Source organism: Acinetobacter sp. YH12239, from assembly GCF_013417635.1.
Classification (GTDB): domain Bacteria; phylum Pseudomonadota; class Gammaproteobacteria; order Pseudomonadales; family Moraxellaceae; genus Acinetobacter.
Genome location: NZ_VPDP01000006.1, coordinates 19,059 through 40,603, shown reverse-complemented (window position 1 = coordinate 40,603; position 21,545 = coordinate 19,059). Strand labels below are relative to the sequence as shown.

Below are 21,545 nucleotides of genomic sequence, written 5' to 3'. Positions count from 1 at the left end.
TTTTTCAGTCAAAACTTTAAAGACCATAACAAAAAAACCTAGCCACCGTAATGACTAGGCTTGTCAAAAGCTAATGTAGTTTAAGCAAATTACTCAGCTGATGGTGTTACTTTTTTTGGTGGGCGACCACGAGGGCGACGCGGACGAACAGGTTTATCTTCTTCCTGCTGTTCTGCATCATCCTTATCTGCTTCAACTTGTGCAGATTTATCTTCAGCATTTACGGCAACTTCCGCAACTTCAACTTTCGCAGTTTCTGCTTCTGTAGACGCAACTTCAGTCGATTCTGAAGATTTTTCTTCAGGTTGCTGTTCTGAAGATGTTTGAACTTTTTCTTCAGTCTTCACTTCAGATTGAGTTACTTCAGCTATCTGTGTTGCTGTTTCTTGATGTGCAACATCAGATGTTGCATCAGCCGCTTGTGGAGCATCCGTAACAGGTGCTTCAACTTTCACGGCTTCTTGTGCTGCAACTTCTTCAAGGCGCGCTTGTTTTGCTTGCTCTGCTGCAAGTTTTGCAAGACGACGACGCTCACGTGGATCGTTTGCAACACGCTTATCAGACACTGGTTTTGGAGGTGTTAAGTCCAACACAGGTGCAGGCTCTTTCTCAGCTGGAGCTTGTTGAACAGCGACATCACGTGTTACTGGTTTTTTCTCAGTAGTAGGTTCAGCAGATTGAGTATTTAAACTCGCTGCATACTGTTCAGTGAACTTTTGCAATGCGCGATTGAAGGTTGGAATTAATCCAAACTGCTCAATCAATACAGAGCAATCCGCACCATAAACATGTTGAATTAAACTTAAAACCGTATGTTGTGCTAAAGCTGGCACTTGTGAAGGGCGAAGCTTCGGCGCATCTGATTTTGCTTTCTGGTCATGTTGATGCTTGTTACGACGACGTTGACGTGGGTCGTTACTTGCACGTTGTGGTGCTTGTTGAGGTTTAACCTCAGCTTCAATGACAGGTTCATCAACCGTAATTTCCACTTGAGGTGCTGACACTTCAGCGTCTGTCACAACAGGTGCTGGAGCAGTTGCTACAGGTGCTGCTACTTCAGGCGTTAATGCAACAATCTCACTTTGTGCTTGATCAACATTAACCACTAACGCTGTTTTAAGCTCATCATTACGAGGTACATCAATTAAATCAACTTTAACTTGAGCTTCTGGAGCAACAGGTGCTGAAGATTGCTCTTGATTTAATACACTTTGATCGCGGTGACGATTTGGACGATTTGGACGTTGTGCATTACGGTCACGACGTGGCACAGCTTGTTCAGTTTGTGCTTCGAAAGCTGTCTCGTTTTGTTGAGGGCGCTTTTGATGACGTTTCTGATCACGCTGTTCTTGGCGTTGCTCATGACGGTTTTCATTGCGTGACTCATGACGATTGTCTTGACGTTGTTCATGGCGAGGTGCCTGTACAACTTCTTCAATCACATGTTGATCTGCGTTAACTTCGCGTGTGTCACGTTGCTTATTGCGATTTTTCTTGTTATGACGTTGTGGACGCTCGTCTTTTTCAGCTTGACGTTCTTGGTCGCGTGTATCATTTTTCGCAACAGGCGTATGTGAAATATACGCATTTGTTTCAACTGGTGCAGATGCTTCAATTGCCACAGGTGTTACAGGTGCAATTTGACCGAATTGACCACGACTTACGGCACCACCGTTCACCATTTGTTCAATTGCAGCCGCTGCAGAGTTAGCCGTACGCGATTGATCAATCGTACTTGCTTGTTTTTGAACAAACAGATTTTCTAACCATGCGCATGGGCTAGTTGCTGGAGCAGCTACTGCTGGCGCAGTTTTTTGCGCTACCGCAGGTTGTGTAGCATTTTGGTTGTTTTTATGACGCTTATTGCCTTTTTCCTGCGTTACAGGGGCATGCGTATGTGGAGCTGCATGCTCTTCTTCTAAGTGCCATTCTGAAGACTCATAACCCAACTCTTTTTCACTTGAACGAGTCGCTTCAGTACGTTCATAGCTGGTTGGTGCAAAGCCTTCAGGATTATACGAGATTTCGTAATGTGGCGTTTCTAAATGCGGGTGAGGGAGTACAGTCACACGTACATTTGAAGTTTGCTCCAAATAGACGAGGCTATGACGTTTTTCATTGAGAAGGAATGCTGCAATTTCAACAGGAACTTCTACTTGAACTTCACCTTGACGCTCACGAAGTGCAATTTCTTCAACTTTACGCATGATCGAAAGTGAAAGAGAACGCAAGTCACGAACCATACCTGTGCCATGACAACGTGGACATACATAGCCAGTCGCTTCTTCTAAAGAAGGGCGTAAACGTTGGCGACTCATTTCCATTAAGCCGAAACGAGACAATTGACCGAACTGGATACGTGCACGATCACTTTGAGTTGATTCACGCAGTTTTGCTTCAACCATACGTTGATTGCGTTCTTTGGTCATATCGATGAAGTCAATCACGACCAGACCACCGATATCACGTAAGCGAAGTTGGCGAGCGATCTCTTCTGCTGCTTCTAAGTTAGTACTAAGCGCAGTTTCCTCTACATCGTGACCACGAGTAGATTTTGCAGAGTTAATATCGATCGAAACCAATGCTTCTGTTTGGTCAATGACAATTGAACCACCAGAAGGAAGTTTAACTTCACGCTCGTAAGCTGTTTGAATTTGACTTTCGATACCAAAATGAGCAAATAAAGGCTCATTCAAAGTATATGTTTTTAACTTGTCTAATTGGTTCGGCATCACGGCTTTAACAAAGTTATAGGCTTCGTTATAAGCTTGTTCAGAATCAATTAAAATTTCTGCAACATCATCACGTAAATAGTCGCGAATTGCACGAGTAACTACACCAGCTTCCTGATGAACCAGCATTGGAGAAGGGCCAGAATTTGCTGTACTTTGGATGCGTGCCCAAAGATCGAGAAGGTGCTGAAGATCAAGTTGAAGCTCTTCTTGTGAGCGACCAATCCCTGCAGTACGTACAATCACGCTCATACCACGAGGTACATTTAAAGACGCCAACATTTCTTTCAATTCTTCACGAACTGAACCAGAAATTTGACGACTAATACCACCACCTTTCGGGTTGTTTGGCATTAAGACCAAGTAACGACCAGCAAGGGAAATAAAAGTTGAGAGAGCAGCGCCTTTGTTGCCACGTTCCTCTTTTTCAACTTGAACTAAAAGCTCAGTACCTTCAGTGATTAACTCACGAATGTTTGAAGTTTGACGAGGGTCAGCTTTGTAATATGAGTTTGCGATTTCACGCATTGAAAGGAAGCCTTGACGGCCTGCACCATATTCTACAAACACAGCTTCAAGAGATGGCTCAACGCGAGTCACGTGACCTTTGTAGATATTGGCTTTCTTTTGTTCACGAGTACGATTTTCTAAATCGAAATCGTAAAGACGGTGACCAGTGATGAGTGCAACGCGAACTTCTTCGGCATGTGTTGCATTGATCAACATACGTTTCATGGGTGTAACACCTAATAGTGATACACAAGCAAAACATCGCGATTTACGTAGTGAACATCAACCCGCATGGATCAATTCCTAGATCACCATAATCAGTTTGATCTAAGTGTATTACCGGCCTTTATTGATGGGCTTCGGTATTTTGATTCACGTATTGATGATGGCAATACGGCTTTAATCCTGTCACTGATTAAAGAAGCCTGAACATTCACTGGCGGACTAACGGTGCATTGGATGTTCGTTACTTTCACTGTCACATTGCTCGAAGATCATCTCTTCAATTTTTTGATAGAGTGTCTTGATACGGAATTATCGTCGTATCTTTACAAATTGTGCAGATCCAATGCATCTAACGTTATAGCCTGAATGAGAAATCAGGTTGCGACCATTCTGATGTGTATCAGTTAACGTTTAAAAACCAACATAATTGTTGGCGACATATTTTTTTAAACAAACTGATTTATGTGCAAAAGCACAATTAAACGCAACAGTTTGTCTTTTTGCCGATATAATAAGCCTTCGGCGTTGGCATATTCTTTTGGGACCATTCCGAGTTTATGCTAAACAAAAATTTAGTTTGAATTTCAAAATTTTGAAATCTCTAAACAAATGTTCACTTACGGCGGTATCCGTGCGCTGACTATAGCAAACCTTAGATCATCTGCCTATGGGCTACACAGACATTTCTAGTCAATTGGGTAGTCTAAATGATCAGTTTTTAATCGAATTTAGTATTTTTTTAGGTCAACGTAACTGTATGAATTCTACGCAAGAATGGCAAAGCGTCACTTGGTTTGAAGTGGATGAGCACCAATTGGGGCAACGCATCGACAATTTTCTATTCGCTCGTCTTAAAGGAGTACCGAAAAGTCGAATCTATCGTTTAATTCGTGAAGGTCAGGTGCGGGTCAACAAAAAGCGTGTGAAAGCGGAAACCAAATTAAATATTGGTGATCAAATTCGTGTTGCACCGATTCGTTATGAACAAAAAGATGAATCTCAAGCTCCAGTATCAGACAAAGTCGCGCAGGGCTTGTTAAGCCGTGTGGTTTATGAAGATGAAGGTCTTTTAGTGGTGAACAAACCTTCTGGGATTGCGGTGCACGGTGGAAGTGGTGTGGCGTATGGTTTAATTGAAGGCTTACGCGCAGCGACGGGGAAAAAATATTTAGAACTGATCCATCGTATTGACCGAGATACTTCAGGCTTGGTGATGATTTCTAAAAAGCGTAGCGTGTTAAAAACACTTCAAGATATGCTTCGTGAACACAAGATTCAAAAAACTTATGCTGCTGTGGTGAAAGGCCAAGTCACATTAGACTCACAATTAATCGATGCACCATTACATCGCTATGAGTTAGCCAATGGTGAACGTCGAGTACGTGTATCTAAAGAAGGAAAACCTTCAAAAACCCAATGGAAGGTAGCAGAACGCTTCATGCATGCATCACTTGTGTATGCGTCACCGCTTTCTGGTCGTACACATCAAATTCGTGTACATGGACTCAGTATTGGTCATCCCTTGGTGGGTGATGAAAAGTACGGGCATGAGACGGAATATCGTGGACCTAAACCACGCCGTTTATGTTTACATGCAATGCGCTTAGAGATCCCTGGATATCCAGTAATTGAAGCACCATTGCCTGAGGATATGCAAAGCTTGATTGCACAACTTCGCGCACAAAAAGCGGATAAACCTGAAGTGCAGTCTCAACAAGACTGAGTGCGTCTCAGTGGTTGTGTAAGGATTGAATCATTGTGTCATGACGAGGTCATGCAACGATGAGATCTTAATATATCAATATGATATTTAAATGGCATCCACCCGATCAAAATTAGGATACAAAATATGACATCAGCGGTAAAACTCATTATTTTTGATTGGGATGGCACCTTATTTGATTCAGTGGGTCAAATTGTTAAAAGCTTAAAATTTGCTGCCAAACAATTTAATCAACCTTTGACTGATGAGGATGCTAAAAGCATTATTGGCTTAGGATTACCTGAAGTTGCGCAGGTTTTATTTCCTCAGGTTCCTGATTTACACGAGGCAATTTTACAGTCTTATTCAGCGCATTATGTTGAGCACTCGAAACATGATCGTTGGTTTGATGGTGTGGCTGAAATGTTGCATGATCTCAAAGAATCAGGAATTCATTTGGCTGTTGCGACAGGAAAAAGTCGTAAGGGGCTAGATCGAGTACTGGAGCAAACTCAGAGTGTGAGATTGTTTTCATCTACACGTGCAGCCAGTGAAACAAAATCAAAACCTGATCCGTTGATGTTGGCTGAAATTTTAGCCGAAACTGGTTTTAATGCAGATCAAGCGATAATGGTAGGAGACACCTCATACGATCTCGAAATGGCATTGAATATTCGTATGCCAAGTGTAGGGGTGACGTATGGCGTTCATCTACCTGAGGTATTACAGCAATATCATCCCCTTGCGGTTGTTGATTCCATTGATGAGTTACATCAATTTTTAAAACATGTGATCAAACAGTCTGTTGCGTGTTAAAGCACAGTGAATAAAAAACCCGCTCGATTCAGCGGGTTTTTTTATTCACGTTGAACTTTGATTAAAGTCTAAATAAAAGACTTTTGAAAGTAACTCCATAAATTTTTGCACAGCAATACCAGTGGCATTCTTGCGATAGCTTACAAAGAGATCCAGAGAAGGTAGCTCTACATCGAGTGGACGAGTCACACTATTTTCTAAGATAAGCGGCACAATATAGCCAGGAAGAATCGTACACCCTAAGCCAATACCAATAGAGTTAATGTTAAACAAGATATTGTCAGCTTTTTGAACAATTTTAAAAGAAACGCCATTTTGTTCAGCAAAGCCTAGAATGGTGTCATGTAGGGTTTTAGATTGCTCATCTGAAGGGATCACAAAATCAATGCCATCAAGCGCTTTTACAGGAATACGTTCGTACTTTGCCAAAGGGTGATCTTTAGGCAGAATAAAAACTAAAGGCTCACGCAGTACAAAGCGACTCTCGATCTCTTCAGAATCTACGCGCTGACGTGTAAAGGTAATGTCTAATTCACCTTTTTTTATGCCTTTAATTTGTTCAATGTTATTTAAACTTTGCAACTCGATTTTAAGTTCAGGATTTTGCACGCGCAAATTTGGCAATACATAAGGAAAAATTTTCATCTCTGCGACTGGCACAAAACCAATGCGTAACGTTTTCTGTTTTGCTTTCGACACTTGGCGCGCCATATTAATTGCTTTTTCTGCTTGAGCAATGGTGAGTCTCGCCTGTTCCAGAAACACAGCGCCTTCTTCGGTCAGCTCAACTTTTCGCTTAGTACGATTCAATAAACGCACACCAACATCTTCTTCTAAATCTTTGATTTGTTGGCTGAGTGAAGGCTGTGCTGTATATAGCTTAAGTGCAGCTTTGCTAAAATTAAGCTCTTCTGCAACTGTAATAAAATAGCGCAAATGCCGTAATTCCATATAGCCTTCCAGAGAATAATCTAAAAAATGTCTTAATTTCGCTGAAGATGAGTATAAGTGAAATTGATCAATAAGTAGATGTATTTTGGTATTTAGTTAGTGAATGAAGCATTTTTTTATATTTTAAAATTTACATGCATTTAATTTCTTACTTGGATAGAAATTTTACATTACAAGAGTTAACTCACATCGTGAATGAGTGTTTGATTTGTATAGGTTTAGATAAGATTGTATCCATTAAAGTTGAAACTAAGTGTTTCAACTTTAAGTAGCTGAAAAATAATAATGTTGAGAAAAGTATGTTGAAGCTTTGAGTGATCAGATGTTCAGCGTTAAATGACATTAAAAACAAATATTAATTTCTTCAATTTAATCTATCTATGCATGCTTAAAAAAAATGCATAAATCAGAAAAAAACAACAAAATCATAAACAAAAAGAAAGTCTGAGTTGTATATGATGAGTAATATAGGGATGATCGGTGGTCTAATTCACAATTTATTGGTGAAATTGCAACCACATCATAAGAATTGAAATTGATGTTGTCTAAAATGAAACACGCACAGTGTATCTTTTAAAAACTTGATTGAAAAATTCGAATGGATGATGAACATAATCTATTTATATAACTGAATAATCAACTATTTCAAAATCGCTTCGGTTTAAGGTGCTTACATTTATTATGTCTAATTTGACTGATATTCCAACAACGACTTCGAGTAATCCAGAGTCTACACTTGTTGTTGGACGGAAGCCGCAGGATTCAAATCTGCACTATCAATTAAAGACTGAAGATTGTATTCGGCATGTGTGGTTTAAACCAAAACTCAAATTGGTTTCAATGGATCACCACAATGGTCAAAGATTCATTAATCAGGAGCCACGTCCAGCACAACTTAATCAGTGGAATTTATACAAATGGTTGATGGCTCGAAAAAGCTTTACATGGCAAGGTGATTTTGCGAAAGAGCAACAGGACTTTATTCAAACCAAACGTGCTAAGCCTGAGGCTCGTCCGCATGCCGATTTAGAAGATTGGCAAGTCTGGTTTGTAGGTCATGCCACAGTTTTAATTCAAATTGGTCCATATAACTTCTTAACGGACCCTGTATGGGCAGATTATGTAAGTCCAAAGCATGGGCGTGGGCCGAAACGTGTTATCCCTGCAGGGATTGCACTTGAGGATTTACCCCAGATTCATGCGGTATTACTCAGCCATAATCATTATGATCATATGGATTTGGCGAGTTTGAATTGGCTACATCAAAAGTTTGCTATGCCGATCTACACAGGTCTAGGAAATGCAGCTTATTTGCCGAAAGCATTTCATGTGATTGAGATGGATTGGTGGCAGTCTGCCTTATTTAAAGATTTTAAGATTGTCTATACGCCTGCCCAACATGGTTCTGGTCGAGGGCTTCGTGATCAAAATCTTGCATTATGGGGTGGTTTTTCAATTTTATCTGAGCATGGTCATTGTTACTTTGCTGGTGATACAGGCTATGCGCATCATTTTAAAGAAATCCACCAACGCTTAGGTGCACCAAGGATTGCTTTACTGCCAATCGGTGCATATGAACCAAGAGCATTGATGCAATATTTACATATGAATCCTGCTGATGCATTCCAAGCACATAAAGATTTACACGCCAAACGTTCACTAGCGATTCACTATCGTACTTTTCAGTTAACAGATGAAGATCGGAATCAACCTGAGTTGGATCTACACCAAGCGATGAAAAACGCATCTAAATTTATCAGTCCATTTTATTGTATTCGGGAAGGTAAAAAACTAATTGTTTGAATAAAAAAAACCGCTGATAACAGCGGTTTTTTTTATGGAGATATTAATTAAAGTAAGCCAGGATTTCCTTGTGCTGGGTCAGTTGCACGAGCGGCTTGTGCATCAGTGACAGTCATGCCTAATGCTTTAGCAACACCTTCGCCATAGGCTGGGTCACATGCATAGCAGTTGCGAATATGGCGGTATTTGATGAAATCTAATGCATCGCCCATCGCTGCGGCTGTATTGTCAAATAAAGCCTGTTTTTGCTGATCATTCATGAGATTGAATAATGCGCGTGGTTGACTGAAATAGTCATTGTCATCTTCGCGATAATCCCAAAAATCTGCCGCACCAGAAATTTTTAATGGTGGCTCTTTATATTGCGGTTGTTCCTGCCATTGGCTGAAGCTATTTGGTTCATAGTGTGGTAAAGCACCATAGTTACCATCAATACGGCCTTGACCATCGCGACGGTTTGAGTGAACAGGGCAACGCGGTGCATTCACTGGAATTTGATAATGGTTAACACCAACACGGTAGCGTGCAGCATCTGCATAGTTGAACAGACGTGCTTGAAGCATACGGTCAGGTGAGAAGCTGATGCCTGGCACTAAGTTACTTGGAGCAAAGGCAGCTTGTTCTACGTCTTGGAAGTAGTTTTCAGGGTTACGATTAAGTTCGAATTCACCGACTTCGATCAAAGGATAGTCCCCTTTAGGCCATACTTTGGTTAAGTCAAATGGGTGATATGGAACTTTCTCTGCATCTAACTCAGGCATGATTTGGACGTACATTTTCCATTTTGGGAAATCACCACGTTCAATCGCATCAAATAAGTCAGTTTGAGAACTTTCGCGATCTTTCGCAATAATCGCTTCAGCTTCTGCATCAGTTAAATTCTTAATGCCTTGTTGCGTGCGCATATGGAATTTAACCCAGAATCGTTCGTTGTTGGCATTGATAAAACTGAAGGTATGGCTACCAAAACCATGCATGTGACGGTAACCATCTGGGATACCGCGGTCTGACATGACAATCGTCACTTGATGTAATGCTTCTGGAAGTAAAGTCCAGAAATCCCAGTTGTTGGTTGCACTACGTTTGTTGGTTTTAGGATCGCGTTTTACTGCTTTGTTTAAGTCAGGGAACTTACGCGCATCACGTAAGAAGAAAACTGGAGTGTTATTACCTACTAAATCCCAGTTACCTTCTTCAGTGTAGAATTTCATTGCGAAACCGCGGATATCACGTTCAGCATCTGCTGCACCACGTTCGCCAGCAACTGTAGAGAAGCGCACAAAAATATCGGTTTTTTTACCGATTTCAGAGAATAATTTAGCGCGAGTATATTGCGTAATATCATGGGTAACAGTGAAGGTGCCAAATGCCCCAGAACCTTTCGCGTGCATACGACGCTCAGGAATCACTTCACGAACAAAGTTACCTAATTTTTCATTCAGCCATAAATCTTGTGCAAGTAAAGGACCACGTGCACCTGCTGTCATACTGTTTTGGTTGTCTACTACAGGAGCACCAGCATCAGTTGTTAAGTGGGTGACAGGACATTTTTTTGAGTCATCGCTCATATTCATTCTCCATTTATAATATATGTCTTTCTTGATGGTTGGCTGAGCATTCACTTTTATAAGATCTAGCGCTTCCAATACCAGAGACATGAACCGTTTTGTTTGATCATTCTAAAGCAACATTGTGACAAGAATGTGTGTTTTATTGAGTTTACAAATTCATCATAAATCATGATGCGTTCAATTGGAGTGTTTAATTTGTAAATAAAATTCCAATTACCCTCATATAAATTAAGGGTTTATTTGAATATTCACCAATAGAATATTTGGTTCAGGTTAAAAGGATTTAACGATGATTTACAGTAAGGTTTTGGTTGTGCAATTTTTGGATATGAATCATAGGTTTGGTTGTTTAAGTGTTTGAATCGTGCTGTCATGAAGCATTGCATGATTACTTCATGACGGCGATTAACTTAAGAATCTTTGTTAAACATCAAGCACAATGATTGGTGAGCGAGCCACAGTGTTGCATAGCGTAATGCGATGTTGAATAGTGGATGAATCAACTTCTAACTGAGTTTGACCTTCCAATTTAGTGCATACACAGGCTTTGCATAAACCTTGTTGACAACCGCTTGGCAGTTTTAAACCAGCTTGACGCGCGGCTTCAAGTAAAGTGACATTCCCTTGAATGTCGATACTTGTATTACTTTTTTTGAAAATTACTCGACGTGTAACACCATCAGACTCAAAACTGAGAGGAGCAGGTTTAAAATTTTCTGTGTGAAATGCTGCTGCTTTAACGCCTGCTTGAATAAGTTGTTGGCGAGCAGAATCGATTAATGCTTGAGGGGCGCAGGCATATACGTGTTGGCATTTAAAATCTCGAATATAAGGTTGGAAAATTTCAAGACTAAAACGTCCTTGTCGTAAATCAGATGCCGACTCGTTCTGAACTTTGGAGCAGATGAAGTGAACATTCAAATTTGAATACTTCGCGATTTGACGAATCTCATTTTCAAACAAAATAGAATTTTCATCATGGTTAAAGTAAAACAAATGAGCTTCAGCTTTACTTTCGATACGATGATATTTTCTTAACATACTTAAAATTGGTGTAATACCGACTCCTGCTGCGATAAAGATTAACTTCGGCGGGAGGGTGTCTAAAACAAAATCGGGTGTAGATTGTGGTGGACTTACAATCTTCACCTCTGTATTTACAGGAACATGATCATGAATATAGTGAGAAACAATGCCAGCAGGTGTACGTTTCACTGCTATTTCAAAATAGCCATCTGCGCTTTGGCTTTCATGCAATAAGCTGTATTGACGAATATAAGTTTGCCCATTTATTTCAAAGCTTAATGAAATAAATGCACCTGCCTGCCATTTTAAATGTTCCCAGCCTTGAGGCTTGCTCAGTTTGAGTGTTTTGACTTGACCATTAAGCTCTATTTCGACTTGTACAACTTTTGCCGACGCATTATAGAACTGTGGCTTGTGTAAATATGTCATGGTTGAGGGTGGCTGATATTGAATTCCTCGTTTGATACGTTTTAGAAATTCTTTTGGTCGAATGAGTAATTTGAAAGGGTTATTTTTTTCTTGATTACCAAAAGGTAGAGTTCTTTTGATGAGGCTGAGCGGTATCGCTGGAATCAGCTCTTCCATGGGTGAATTGTGATAAGGCAATTGATATTTTTCACAAATACTACGTACTACAGCTTTGATTTGTCTTTGACGATTACATGCTAAATCTGGAAATAAATGATGCTCAAGATGTGTATCTAATCCGCCATAAAAGATTTCAAATGGAGGTGGATTTGGATACGGGACCTCATCATCAAGGATCTTTTTGAGAAACTGATCCAGCGGTGCATATGGGATAAAATTGGTGGTACTTTTAATCTGTCGTATGAAATATTCTTCTTGCGTCTCATCAGGTCCAGGATCTGAATAAAGCTCCAAATTTTCAGCGTGATGTTCTAAGAAGAGGATATGAAGTAAAAAACCATAGCCTATCGTCGTTGTAAGATAATTTCCGATAAAAACAGGTATTTTTTTTGACCATTTTGCAGCAACTGGTGCTTCAATAAACTGTTTTTGAGCATGAGCTTTTATGAGACGAAGTGATTGAGTAAAGGTTTCTTTGGAAAGGATCTTTCGACCTTCTGTACGTGCTGCTGATGTGGCTGTATAGAGTGTGAAATAGTAGGATGGAGTGATCATCAGCGCACTGTAAATCAGCAATTGAACACTGTGATGCCCGTACCAGCTTTGACCTGCCAAGCTTCTTAAAAAGGAATACCCTAAATCATGATCTTTGCCGACGATGTTGGTAAATGGATGATGATTTTGATGATGCATGACGCGCCATTCACGAGGATCAGTCACAAAGTCCCATACCCAGCGTTCTGAATGAAACTCGGTTGCTTGGGGGAGGTGATCATAACTTCCGTGCATGATGTTATGACCGAGCTCTGAAAATTCGAGTAGGGTGTGTAAACAACCCAGAATAATGCCCCGTCCCCAAGATTCTAAACTTACACATTCACGAATAAGTTGCTCACTGCGTAATTTTATAGCCTTTGAATATGCAGCAACATTTCGAATATGATCAATATCTTGGTCGTTCATCTCGGCTTTGGTTTTTTGATATAACGCCGTGAGTTCATTGACCAGGCTTTGCTGTTCCTCAGCAAGATTGGCATACATGTTCATAAAAAATTCCATTTTCTTTTTTTATGAATATAAGAGATTGAATTCACTTGTAGAATGATAATTAAACAGTTAAATTTGACATTAGATGACAAATAAAAACGCGAACAATGATGCTTAATTCATGGAAGTTTTTAAGGGAAGCGAATACAGCTCGGGTACTATGTCATGTTGCTGAAAGCTACGGTATTACTTTTGAGCAATGCCTAGAAAATACACAACTGACGAAACAGGATCTTTATCAAGAAAATTTTGAAATCCAAGAGCGAAATGAATTACAGATCATCAGAAATATTCTGAATCTAATCTCTGATGAACATCCCATTGCGCTCGAAGCTGGGCTTCGACATCACACCACCACATTAGGGGCTTGGGGATTTGCAATTTTAAGTAGTGCCAATGTCAGAGAAGCGTTGTTGATTGCGATACGGTATCTAAAATTAGGTGCAATTTTTTCTGATGTGGCTTTGCAAGAAGATGGTGAATTTACACATTTAAATTTATTTCATCATGACCTAAGTGCTGATATGCAATTATTTATTTTAGAAAGAGATATTGCGACTATCATCACACTTCAAAATGACATTCTTGGTGCTCAATTACCATTTCAGATAGATTTAGCCATGGCCAAGCCTTGCTATGCAAATCAGATAGAAGAATTAACTGGTTATCCTATTTTCTATGAGAAACCACAAAGTCGAATCACGATTCAATCTGAATTGTTGCTTACCCCATTGCGTCAAGCTGATGACTTCACTTTTATGCGTTACCAGAAAGAGTGTGAGCATGTATTTCGACGCCGAAAAAGCTTAGGGGACTATAGTAAAAAAATACGCGAGTTTTTATTAAAGAATGCATCACAAATGCCGACGATTGAAGATATATCCAAAGCTTTAGCTGTCAATGTTCGTACCATTCAGCGCAATTTAGCCAATGAAGGGATTACGTTTCACCAATTGGTTAAAAATTTACGTGAGGATTTGGCAGATGATTTATTGCTGGGTACTGATCTCACAATAGATCAAATTTCTGAACGGTTGGGTTATGCGGAAGTATCTGTTTTTTCTAGAGCATTCAAGCGCTGTAAGGGTATGCCACCAGCAAAATATCGAAAGATGATGCAACAATAGCAGAACACAATACTGAGATCATATTAAGACGTTAATAAAATTTAATGACAATTCAGGTCATCATTTGCACTAGATAATCTACTTTCAAAAGCTATACTCGAAAATATAAATAATCAAGTTATAGATAAAAATTCCAAAGAGGGTGCGTTTATGTCGGCATGGATGACACATCAAATACATAATCAATTTGATGAGCTTCAAGATTACAATCTATATACAACAGATCCAATCTTACAAGAAATCTTACAGCGTTATGGCAGTAGAAACTCAGTCCATTTAAGTGAATTTGGTGCAGTCGTAGGTTGTGAAAGCTTTTATCACCATGCTGATCTTGCCAATAAACATCCTCCTATTTTACATAGTTTTGATGCTCGAGGTAGACGGGCAGATTTTGTTGAATTTCATCCTTCATGGCACAAATGGATGGCGTTAAATCGTAAATATGCGGTTCATGCACATCCTTTTCTAAATTTCACTCAAGAATCTGGTTGGGTGGATTGGGCAGCAAAATTCTTCCTCAGTGGTCAAGTGGAGTGTGGAAACTTATGTCCAAATTCAATGACCTTGGGCAGCATTCCATTAATTCAAAAAGAACCGGAGCTGTGGAAAAAGCTAGGAGATAAACTTTTATCCACTGAATATGATGAACGCGATTTACCAATTGCTCAGAAAAAATCGATTTGGATTGGAATGGGCATGACTGAAAAGCAGGGAGGTTCTGATGTGCGTGCTAATGAAACGACAGCTGTTCCAATTGGGCCGTCTGGAAGAGGACAAGCCTATTTACTAACTGGGCATAAATGGTTTTTTTCAGCACCTATGTGCGATGCACATTTGGTTGTTGCTAAAACTGAGCATGATGGATTGGCGTGCTTCTTTGTTCCGCGTTGGTTGGAAGATGGCACAAAAAATACGATTCATATTCAACGACTCAAAGAGAAGGTTGGAAATCGCAGCAACTCCAGCTCTGAGGTCGAATTTAAAGAAGCTTGGGGCATTATGATGGGGGAGGCTGGACGCGGCATTCCAACGATTATTGAAATGGCGAATTATACCCGATTAACGTGTGCGGTAGGTTCAAGTGGCATTATGCGTCAGGCCCTAGTACAAAGCATTGCCTATACTCGTCAACGTCAAGCATTTGGTAAGAGACTCATTGAGCAACCATTAATGCGGTCTGTGCTCACAGATCTTGCTTTAGAAACTGAAGCGGCAATGCAGTTGAGTTTCCATTTGGCTCATTGTTATGAACATGACAGTGAACTTTGTTTGGCATGGAAACGTATCATGACACCAGCAGCAAAATTTTGGGTTTGTAAAAGAGCAGTAGAAATGACTGGTGAAATGATGGAAGTCTTTGGTGGTAATGGCTACGTTGAACATGGCATCATGGCTCGTCTCTTTAAAGAAGCACCTGTAAACACCATTTGGGAAGGGTCAGGTAATGTCATGTGTCTCGATGTGCTTCGTGCTATTTCACGTGATCCTGAATCAATCGAGCATTTATTTAAAGATTTAGCATCTACTGCAAGTCACGACAAAATACTTAATGAAGAGTTGCAGGGACTGTTTAGATTATTTCATCAGGAACCTGATGATTTACAATTTATGGGGAGAAGCTTAGTCAGTCGTTTGGTTGTGCTCTCTCAAGCAGTATTGCTGAAACGTTATGCACCAGATTTTATTGCCAATGCTTTTATTGCGACGCGGTATCAAAAATTTCATGGTCAAGTGGTGGGAATGCTTGATCCTAAACAAGTAGATGTGACTTCAATTTTAAATCGAGCATTTGCCGCTTAATTATTTTCCAAAACCCTTTTCTGATAGACAGCCAACACATAGACGCGGTTGGCTGTTATCGATACATAAAAATAAATAAGTACGACAGTGTGAAAAAATAGAATTCACTAGAATCGTGTCATTAAAAATTTTTAAATTTTGATCATATTAAAGTGAATAAAACATGTTGATCAAAAGTTATCTCCTCAATAAAGATTATTCGTTATTATGCAAATGCAAAAAAAATCAAAAAAATTAAAGTATTTTTTGGTCTTAGTGGTATTGGTTGCTTTAGCGCTTTCTGTTTATTTCTATATTCAGGCACAAAAAAAACAGCCAGAACCGCAGACCGTTGAAGTCACTCAAGGTGATCTAACGCAGATTGTTAAAGCCACAGGTGAAATTTATGCATCCGATATTGTATCCGTGGGTGCGCAAGTCTCAGGTCAAATTCAAAAGCTGTATATCAAGTTAGGACAGGATGTAAAAAAAGGCGAATTAATCGCTGAAATTGACTCGACAACTCAGTTGGACAAGCTCAATACCAGTAAAGCCGAACTTGAAGCTGCGAAGGCAGACTTGGCAGCGAAATGTGTCGCTTTACAAACTTTAAAACAAAACTATCAGCGTAAATTAACCTTATACAAAGCTGAAGCAGGCTCTCGTGAAGAGCTCGAACAGGCGAATAATCAGCTTAAACAAGCGATTGCAGATGTTGAGTCAAATGAATATCGGCTGAAACAATTACAGATTAATGTGAATACAGCACAAACTGAATTGGGCTACACACAGATTCGCTCCCCATTGACGGGTACCGTGGTTTCCATGCCTGTTGAAGCTGGTCAAACCATTAACTTTGCACAAACGACACCTTTGATCGCGACGATTGCCAACTTGAATAAGATGGAAATTCGAATGCAGGTCGCAGAAGGTGACTACACTAAATTAAAAGAAAACATGCCAGTTAAATTTAGCACTTTGGCAGACCCCAATATGAAATTAGATGGTGTGATTCAAAGTATTGATCCTGCTTTAACGACCCTGACCAAAGGAACTTACGACGACAAAAATGAAAATGCGAATGCAGCAGTGTTCTACTATGCAAGAATGTTGGTGGACAACCCTGAGCGTAAACTCAGTATCGGTATGACAACCCAAAATGACATTATTGTAAATCAAAAAAAGAATGTGCTAAAAATTCCGAAAACAACGGTGATTGGATATGGATCAGATGCCATGGTTTACCTCTATCAACCTGATGCAAAACCTCAACCAAGAAAAGTCATGACTGGAATTTCTGACTCAAATGATATTGAAATCAAGGCTGGTTTAAAGTTGGGTGAAAAAATTTTGGCAGAGGTACCTGACGATAGTGCGAATACATCAGGCGATAATCAATGAGTTTGATTGAATTAAAAAAAATAAATAAATTTGTAGGTCCAGAAAATAATCAACAACACATCCTAAAAGATGTCAGTCTCAGTATTGAACAGGGTGAGTTTATTTCGATTATTGGTCAATCAGGTTCAGGTAAGTCTACTTTAATGAATTTACTTGGATGTTTGGATCAAGCCTCTTCAGGACAGTTTCTGTTTCGTGGACAAGATATTTCCTTATTGAGTAATGATGAGCTTTCATCGTTACGTTTAAAAAGTTTTGGGTTTGTGTTCCAACGCTATAATTTATTAAATGCTTTATCTGCGTTAGAGAATGTCGCCTTGCCCGCGATTTATTCAAATTTGAATGCAGAAAACCGTGCAGATCGAGCAATGAAACTTTTAGCTCAGCTCGGTTTAGCTGATAAGAGTGACAATAAACCCAATGAAATGTCGGGTGGACAGCAGCAACGAGTCAGTATTGCCCGCGCGCTTATGAATGGTGGTGAGGTTATTTTAGCCGATGAACCCACAGGCGCTTTGGATTCTGAAAGTGGTGAGATGGTCTTGCAAATTTTGGAAGATCTACACCGTCAAGGGCATACGATTATTTTAGTCACTCATGATAAAGGTATTGCAGAACGTGCAGATCGTGTGATTGAGATTAAAGATGGACGCATTCTTTCGGATACGCAGCGTAAATCTTTAGGGCAAGTTTCTCCATCAAAAGCTTTTCATGCGGACATGAAATTCAGCTTTGTTTCCCAAGTGTATGAAGCGATGAAAATGTCTTTGCACTCAATTTTCGCCAATCGTTTAAGGTCATTTTTGACCATGCTAGGGATTATTATTGGCATTTGCTCAGTCACCATTGTCATTGCCATTGGCAATGGAGCAAAAGAAAAATTTTTGAATGATTGGGGGGGATTGAAAACAGCAACACTTGAGATTTATCCGGGTGGAACAGCTTTAGCTGCATCTGCCAGCCGTTTAAATATGGATGATTTAAATGCACTCAATGAGATGAAAGAAATTATCCATGTTTCTCCACATGTCAGTTTAAGTGGGAACATGATTTATCAAAATCGTAATATTGATGTGAGTGCAACAGGTGCAGATGGTTTTTATTTAAAAATTAGAAACATGAAAGTTCAACATGGTCGCTTTTTTACACAGAGCGATGTTGAACAGCGTTCCCAAATCGTAGTGATTGATAAGCAAGCTGCTGAAAAGTTATTTGGACAGCAAAAATTAGCTTTAGGTAAAACAGTGTTATTTAATAAGCGTTCTTATGAAGTTGTTGGAATCGCTGAACCTCAATATAGCTCAGGTTCTTCACAAATTTGGATGCCTTATAATGTATTGATGTCACAAATTTCAAGTAGTGATAATGTCAATCTGCTGACTGCGGTACTACATCAAAATACTGACTCAGTGAAAGCCGAAAAGAAAGTGAGGCAACTATTGATTGCTCGTCATGGTGTGGAGGATTTTGATATATATAACAGCGATGAGTCTATGAAGTCCTTTGAAAAATATTTAGGAACGATGACTTTCTTTATTTCTGCAGTAGCCTTTATTTCATTGGTCGTAGGTGGCGTTGGTGTGATGAATATCATGCTCGTTTCTGTGACCGAGCGAATTAAGGAAATTGGCTTACGAATAGCAGTTGGTGCTCGCCAAAGTGATGTGCAGGCTCAATTTTTGATTGAATCTGCAGTTTTATGTTTAATTGGTGGCGTAATTGGCGTTGCGATCGCCTTGTTGGCCAGTTTTATTTTTAATGCGATTAGCTCAGATTATAAGATGGTATTTTCATGGTCAGTTGCTATTATCGCACTGCTATTTTCAACGTTGGTTGGTTTGATCTTTGGTTATATGCCCGCTAAACGTGCTGCAAACTTAAAACCAATAGAAGCCTTAGCCCATGAATAAGAAAAAATTAGAGATGGCTGTTCATTGAGTATTGTCTGTATTAAGAGGCATTCAAAGCTCGAGATACTAAAGTTAACATTTTTTATCGTGGAATTTATTGTTGCAAATCAGTCTAATATTTTAACTGAAAATTCGATTTTTTTACTTACTAAACCGTAAGTACTTCTCATCCTTCTTCTGCCTCAATAAGCTGTTAATTCGCCTTGTTGCACTGCCACATCAGCACTATGACGAGGGGAAATATGGCACTTTTGCTTTAAAGCTTATTTAAAAAATAAAGATCAATAAGAACCATAGATAAATTTATCTCATGAGGCTGATATGACAAAACTCCTAACCACTAGTTTATTTTTGACCACCATTGCTTTAAGTGGCTGTAATGATTCTGATGATAAAAGTCCAAAAGATTCATCAAATCCATCTCCACTCACTTTGCAGACTTATACTCCTGGAGAGGATGCTATTTTTGCCGTTGCATCAACTTTAATTTCAGGAAAAAAAGATGCTATTTTGGTCGATGCTCAATTTCAGAATCAATACGCTAAAGACGTAGTCAAACTGATTAAGAAATCAGGTAAAAATTTAAAATATATTTATATTTCCCATAGTGACCCTGACTATTATTTTGGAACCAATGAAATTTTAAAAGCATTTCCAAATGCTAAGGTTGTTTCAACCGCGCAGACAGCTTATTTGATACAAGCCTCTAAAGAAGATAAGTTATCAGTTTGGCAGCCACAATTAGCAAAAGGCGATTCCCCTGAAAAGATTATTATTCCTGAAGCCTTAAATTCAGGATATATGGAATTAGATGGGCAAAAGATTCAAGTCCAACTTGATCCAGAAGATTCCTCACATAGTTTCTTATGGATTCCAAGTTTAAAAACGGCATTGGGTGGTATTTCGGTCGCTTATGGTGAGCATTTGTGGATGGCCGATACCAATGGTGTGCAAGGGATCGATCTTTGGAAGAAGCAAATTGATAAAATACTGAGTTTAAATCCTGAAAAAGTGATCCCAGGTCATTATGTAAAAAGTGACTTTTCACCTAAGCCATTGGATTGGATTAAAGGGTATTTAACGAACTTTAAAACAGCAGTTACTGAAAATCAAAGCTCGGAGGGGATTTTTGGATATATGAAAGCAAAGTATCCAGATCTTGAGTCGAGTGAAGAAGTGCTAAAAATGTCTGCACAAGTATTTGCCAAAGAAACCGATTGGAAAGTTGCATCTCCTTATCCGCCAATAGGACAAAAAATTCAAGTCGATTTTACGAGTTTGAAATTTGATCTTGATGTCAAAGACCATCAGAACCTAACTTTTACAGGTGCCGGTGGCGCAGTTGGGCCAGATCTTTCTGAAGCGGTAAAATACACACCTGTTGAAATTGCTAAAAATATTTTTATGGTTTATTGGCATGAGGATAAATCAGGAGATAATGTCGTTCATATCCAAGATTATAATCGAGATGTCGTTTACACCAACATTGCTGGGAATGATGGAATAATTCATCTTAAAGGCAAAATACTAGGCGTCAAAGGTGTAATCAAGGACATCGGTTTACAACAAGCATTGAACAAACCATTCTTCGCTATTGGACAGACTTTGGCGTTAAACATCAATGGTCAAACGCAGCGTCTTGAATTCAAAGACCAAAGTCTTTTAAATATCACATCAGGACAAAATACATCTGCCAATATTGAATATTTAGCCACACAGGTTGGACCTGAGCAGTTTATGGTGTATTGGACAGATGATGCGACTAAAGAAAATGTTGTACTGATCATCGATCAAAAGCAAAAGATCATTTACCAAAATATCGCAATGCCAGATGGAAAATTTAATCATCATCGAGGTACATTTAGTCTTCTACCGAAATAATGATGATTTAGTCCTTTCTATACTGAGTAAGAGTACCTTCGGGTGCTCGAGTTTTTGATCAATTTAACATAGAAAAATGGCAGAGCTAATCTTAAACATTGTATGCATTCGATGAATGTTATTGAAAAAACCATTATGAATTTGCTTGTATAATGTACAAAAAAGCGTAATATCGCTTTCCCATCATGAAGGATGGATAAACTGAAGGTGATAAAAAAATGGCAAAGAAAAAAGCGTTGCCAGAAGTTGTGATTCACAACTTTGTGGCAAAACATATGCATGAAGTCAACAAAAGCCAAGTTTTTGTAGATCGTAAGAAAAATGCAAAACGTGGCTATAGCAAGCACAAAAAAGGGAGATATTCGAATGATTATCTCCTTTTTTTATATGCCTAAACACGTGAAGGTTAGTCTGCTCCACCACTACTTCCACCATAATCTATATCTACATATGATGATTCGCTCATTTGGTGTTCA

Annotated in this window: 14 protein-coding genes; 10 read left to right on the top strand and 4 right to left on the bottom strand. The window is 39.3% G+C overall.

The features are described 5' to 3' along the window. Positions 1-89 precede the first annotated feature (89 nt). The gene (locus tag FTV17_RS07100) at positions 90-3,467 is read right to left on the bottom strand and encodes an Rne/Rng family ribonuclease (RefSeq protein WP_179998738.1); all 3,378 of its coding nucleotides are present in this window, start codon (positions 3,465-3,467) and stop codon (positions 90-92) included. A gap of 66 nt (positions 3,468-3,533) precedes the next feature. Here FTV17_RS07100 and FTV17_RS07095 point away from each other — a divergent pair, with 66 nt between their 5' ends. From FTV17_RS07095 to FTV17_RS07085, 3 genes are all read left to right on the top strand, one after another. Then, a complete protein-coding gene (locus FTV17_RS07095) occupies positions 3,534-3,671 on the top strand; it encodes a hypothetical protein (RefSeq protein ID WP_179998737.1) in 138 nt (45 codons plus the stop codon). Positions 3,672-4,224: 553 nt separating this feature from the next. Next, positions 4,225-5,190 (top strand): RluA family pseudouridine synthase, encoded by a 966-nt coding sequence (locus FTV17_RS07090; protein ID WP_179998823.1) that lies wholly within the window; start codon positions 4,225-4,227, stop codon positions 5,188-5,190. Between the two features lie 126 nt (positions 5,191-5,316). After that, positions 5,317-5,985, top strand: a complete 669-nt coding sequence (locus FTV17_RS07085; protein WP_179998736.1) for an HAD family hydrolase — start codon at positions 5,317-5,319, stop codon at positions 5,983-5,985. 45 nt (positions 5,986-6,030) lie between these two features. On the opposite strand, the gene hcaR is transcribed toward FTV17_RS07085, so the two are convergent. Continuing rightward, entirely contained in the window at positions 6,031-6,936 is a 906-nt protein-coding gene (gene hcaR, locus FTV17_RS07080) for a DNA-binding transcriptional regulator HcaR (RefSeq protein ID WP_179998735.1), read from the bottom strand. 681 nt (positions 6,937-7,617) lie between these two features. Between hcaR and FTV17_RS07075 the strand changes: the two genes are divergently transcribed. Continuing rightward, positions 7,618-8,739, top strand: a complete 1,122-nt coding sequence (locus FTV17_RS07075) for an MBL fold metallo-hydrolase (protein WP_179998734.1) — start codon at positions 7,618-7,620, stop codon at positions 8,737-8,739. Positions 8,740-8,786: 47 nt separating this feature from the next. On the opposite strand, the gene FTV17_RS07070 is transcribed toward FTV17_RS07075, so the two are convergent. Together FTV17_RS07070 and FTV17_RS07065 are read right to left on the bottom strand one after the other, a co-directional pair. After that, the gene (locus tag FTV17_RS07070) at positions 8,787-10,307 is read right to left on the bottom strand and encodes a catalase (protein ID WP_179998733.1); all 1,521 of its coding nucleotides are present in this window, start codon (positions 10,305-10,307) and stop codon (positions 8,787-8,789) included. Positions 10,308-10,733: 426 nt separating this feature from the next. Continuing rightward, positions 10,734-12,971: a fatty acid desaturase gene (locus FTV17_RS07065; RefSeq protein WP_257219899.1), complete on the bottom strand. Its 2,238-nt coding sequence runs from the start codon at positions 12,969-12,971 to the stop codon at positions 10,734-10,736. A gap of 107 nt (positions 12,972-13,078) precedes the next feature. Here FTV17_RS07065 and FTV17_RS07060 point away from each other — a divergent pair, with 107 nt between their 5' ends. From FTV17_RS07060 to FTV17_RS07035, 6 genes are all read left to right on the top strand, one after another. Beyond that, the gene (locus tag FTV17_RS07060; RefSeq protein WP_179998732.1) at positions 13,079-14,098 is read left to right on the top strand and encodes an AraC family transcriptional regulator; all 1,020 of its coding nucleotides are present in this window, start codon (positions 13,079-13,081) and stop codon (positions 14,096-14,098) included. 150 nt (positions 14,099-14,248) lie between these two features. After that, the gene (locus FTV17_RS07055; RefSeq protein ID WP_179998731.1) at positions 14,249-15,898 is read left to right on the top strand and encodes an acyl-CoA dehydrogenase family protein; all 1,650 of its coding nucleotides are present in this window, start codon (positions 14,249-14,251) and stop codon (positions 15,896-15,898) included. 207 nt (positions 15,899-16,105) lie between these two features. Further along, positions 16,106-17,278, top strand: coding sequence for an efflux RND transporter periplasmic adaptor subunit (locus FTV17_RS07050; RefSeq protein ID WP_179998730.1), 1,173 nt, complete (start codon positions 16,106-16,108; stop codon positions 17,276-17,278). Further along, a complete protein-coding gene (locus FTV17_RS07045) occupies positions 17,275-19,188 on the top strand; it encodes an ABC transporter permease (RefSeq protein WP_179998729.1) in 1,914 nt (637 codons plus the stop codon). Before FTV17_RS07050 ends, FTV17_RS07045 begins: the two co-directional genes overlap by 4 nt. Positions 19,189-19,509: 321 nt before the next feature. After that, complete coding sequence (locus FTV17_RS07040) at positions 19,510-21,069, top strand: MBL fold metallo-hydrolase (RefSeq protein WP_179998728.1); 1,560 nt, start codon at positions 19,510-19,512, stop codon at positions 21,067-21,069. A 218-nt stretch (positions 21,070-21,287) separates the two neighbouring features. Beyond that, positions 21,288-21,464, top strand: coding sequence for a hypothetical protein (locus FTV17_RS07035; protein ID WP_179998727.1), 177 nt, complete (start codon positions 21,288-21,290; stop codon positions 21,462-21,464). Positions 21,465-21,545: the final 81 nt, after the last annotated feature.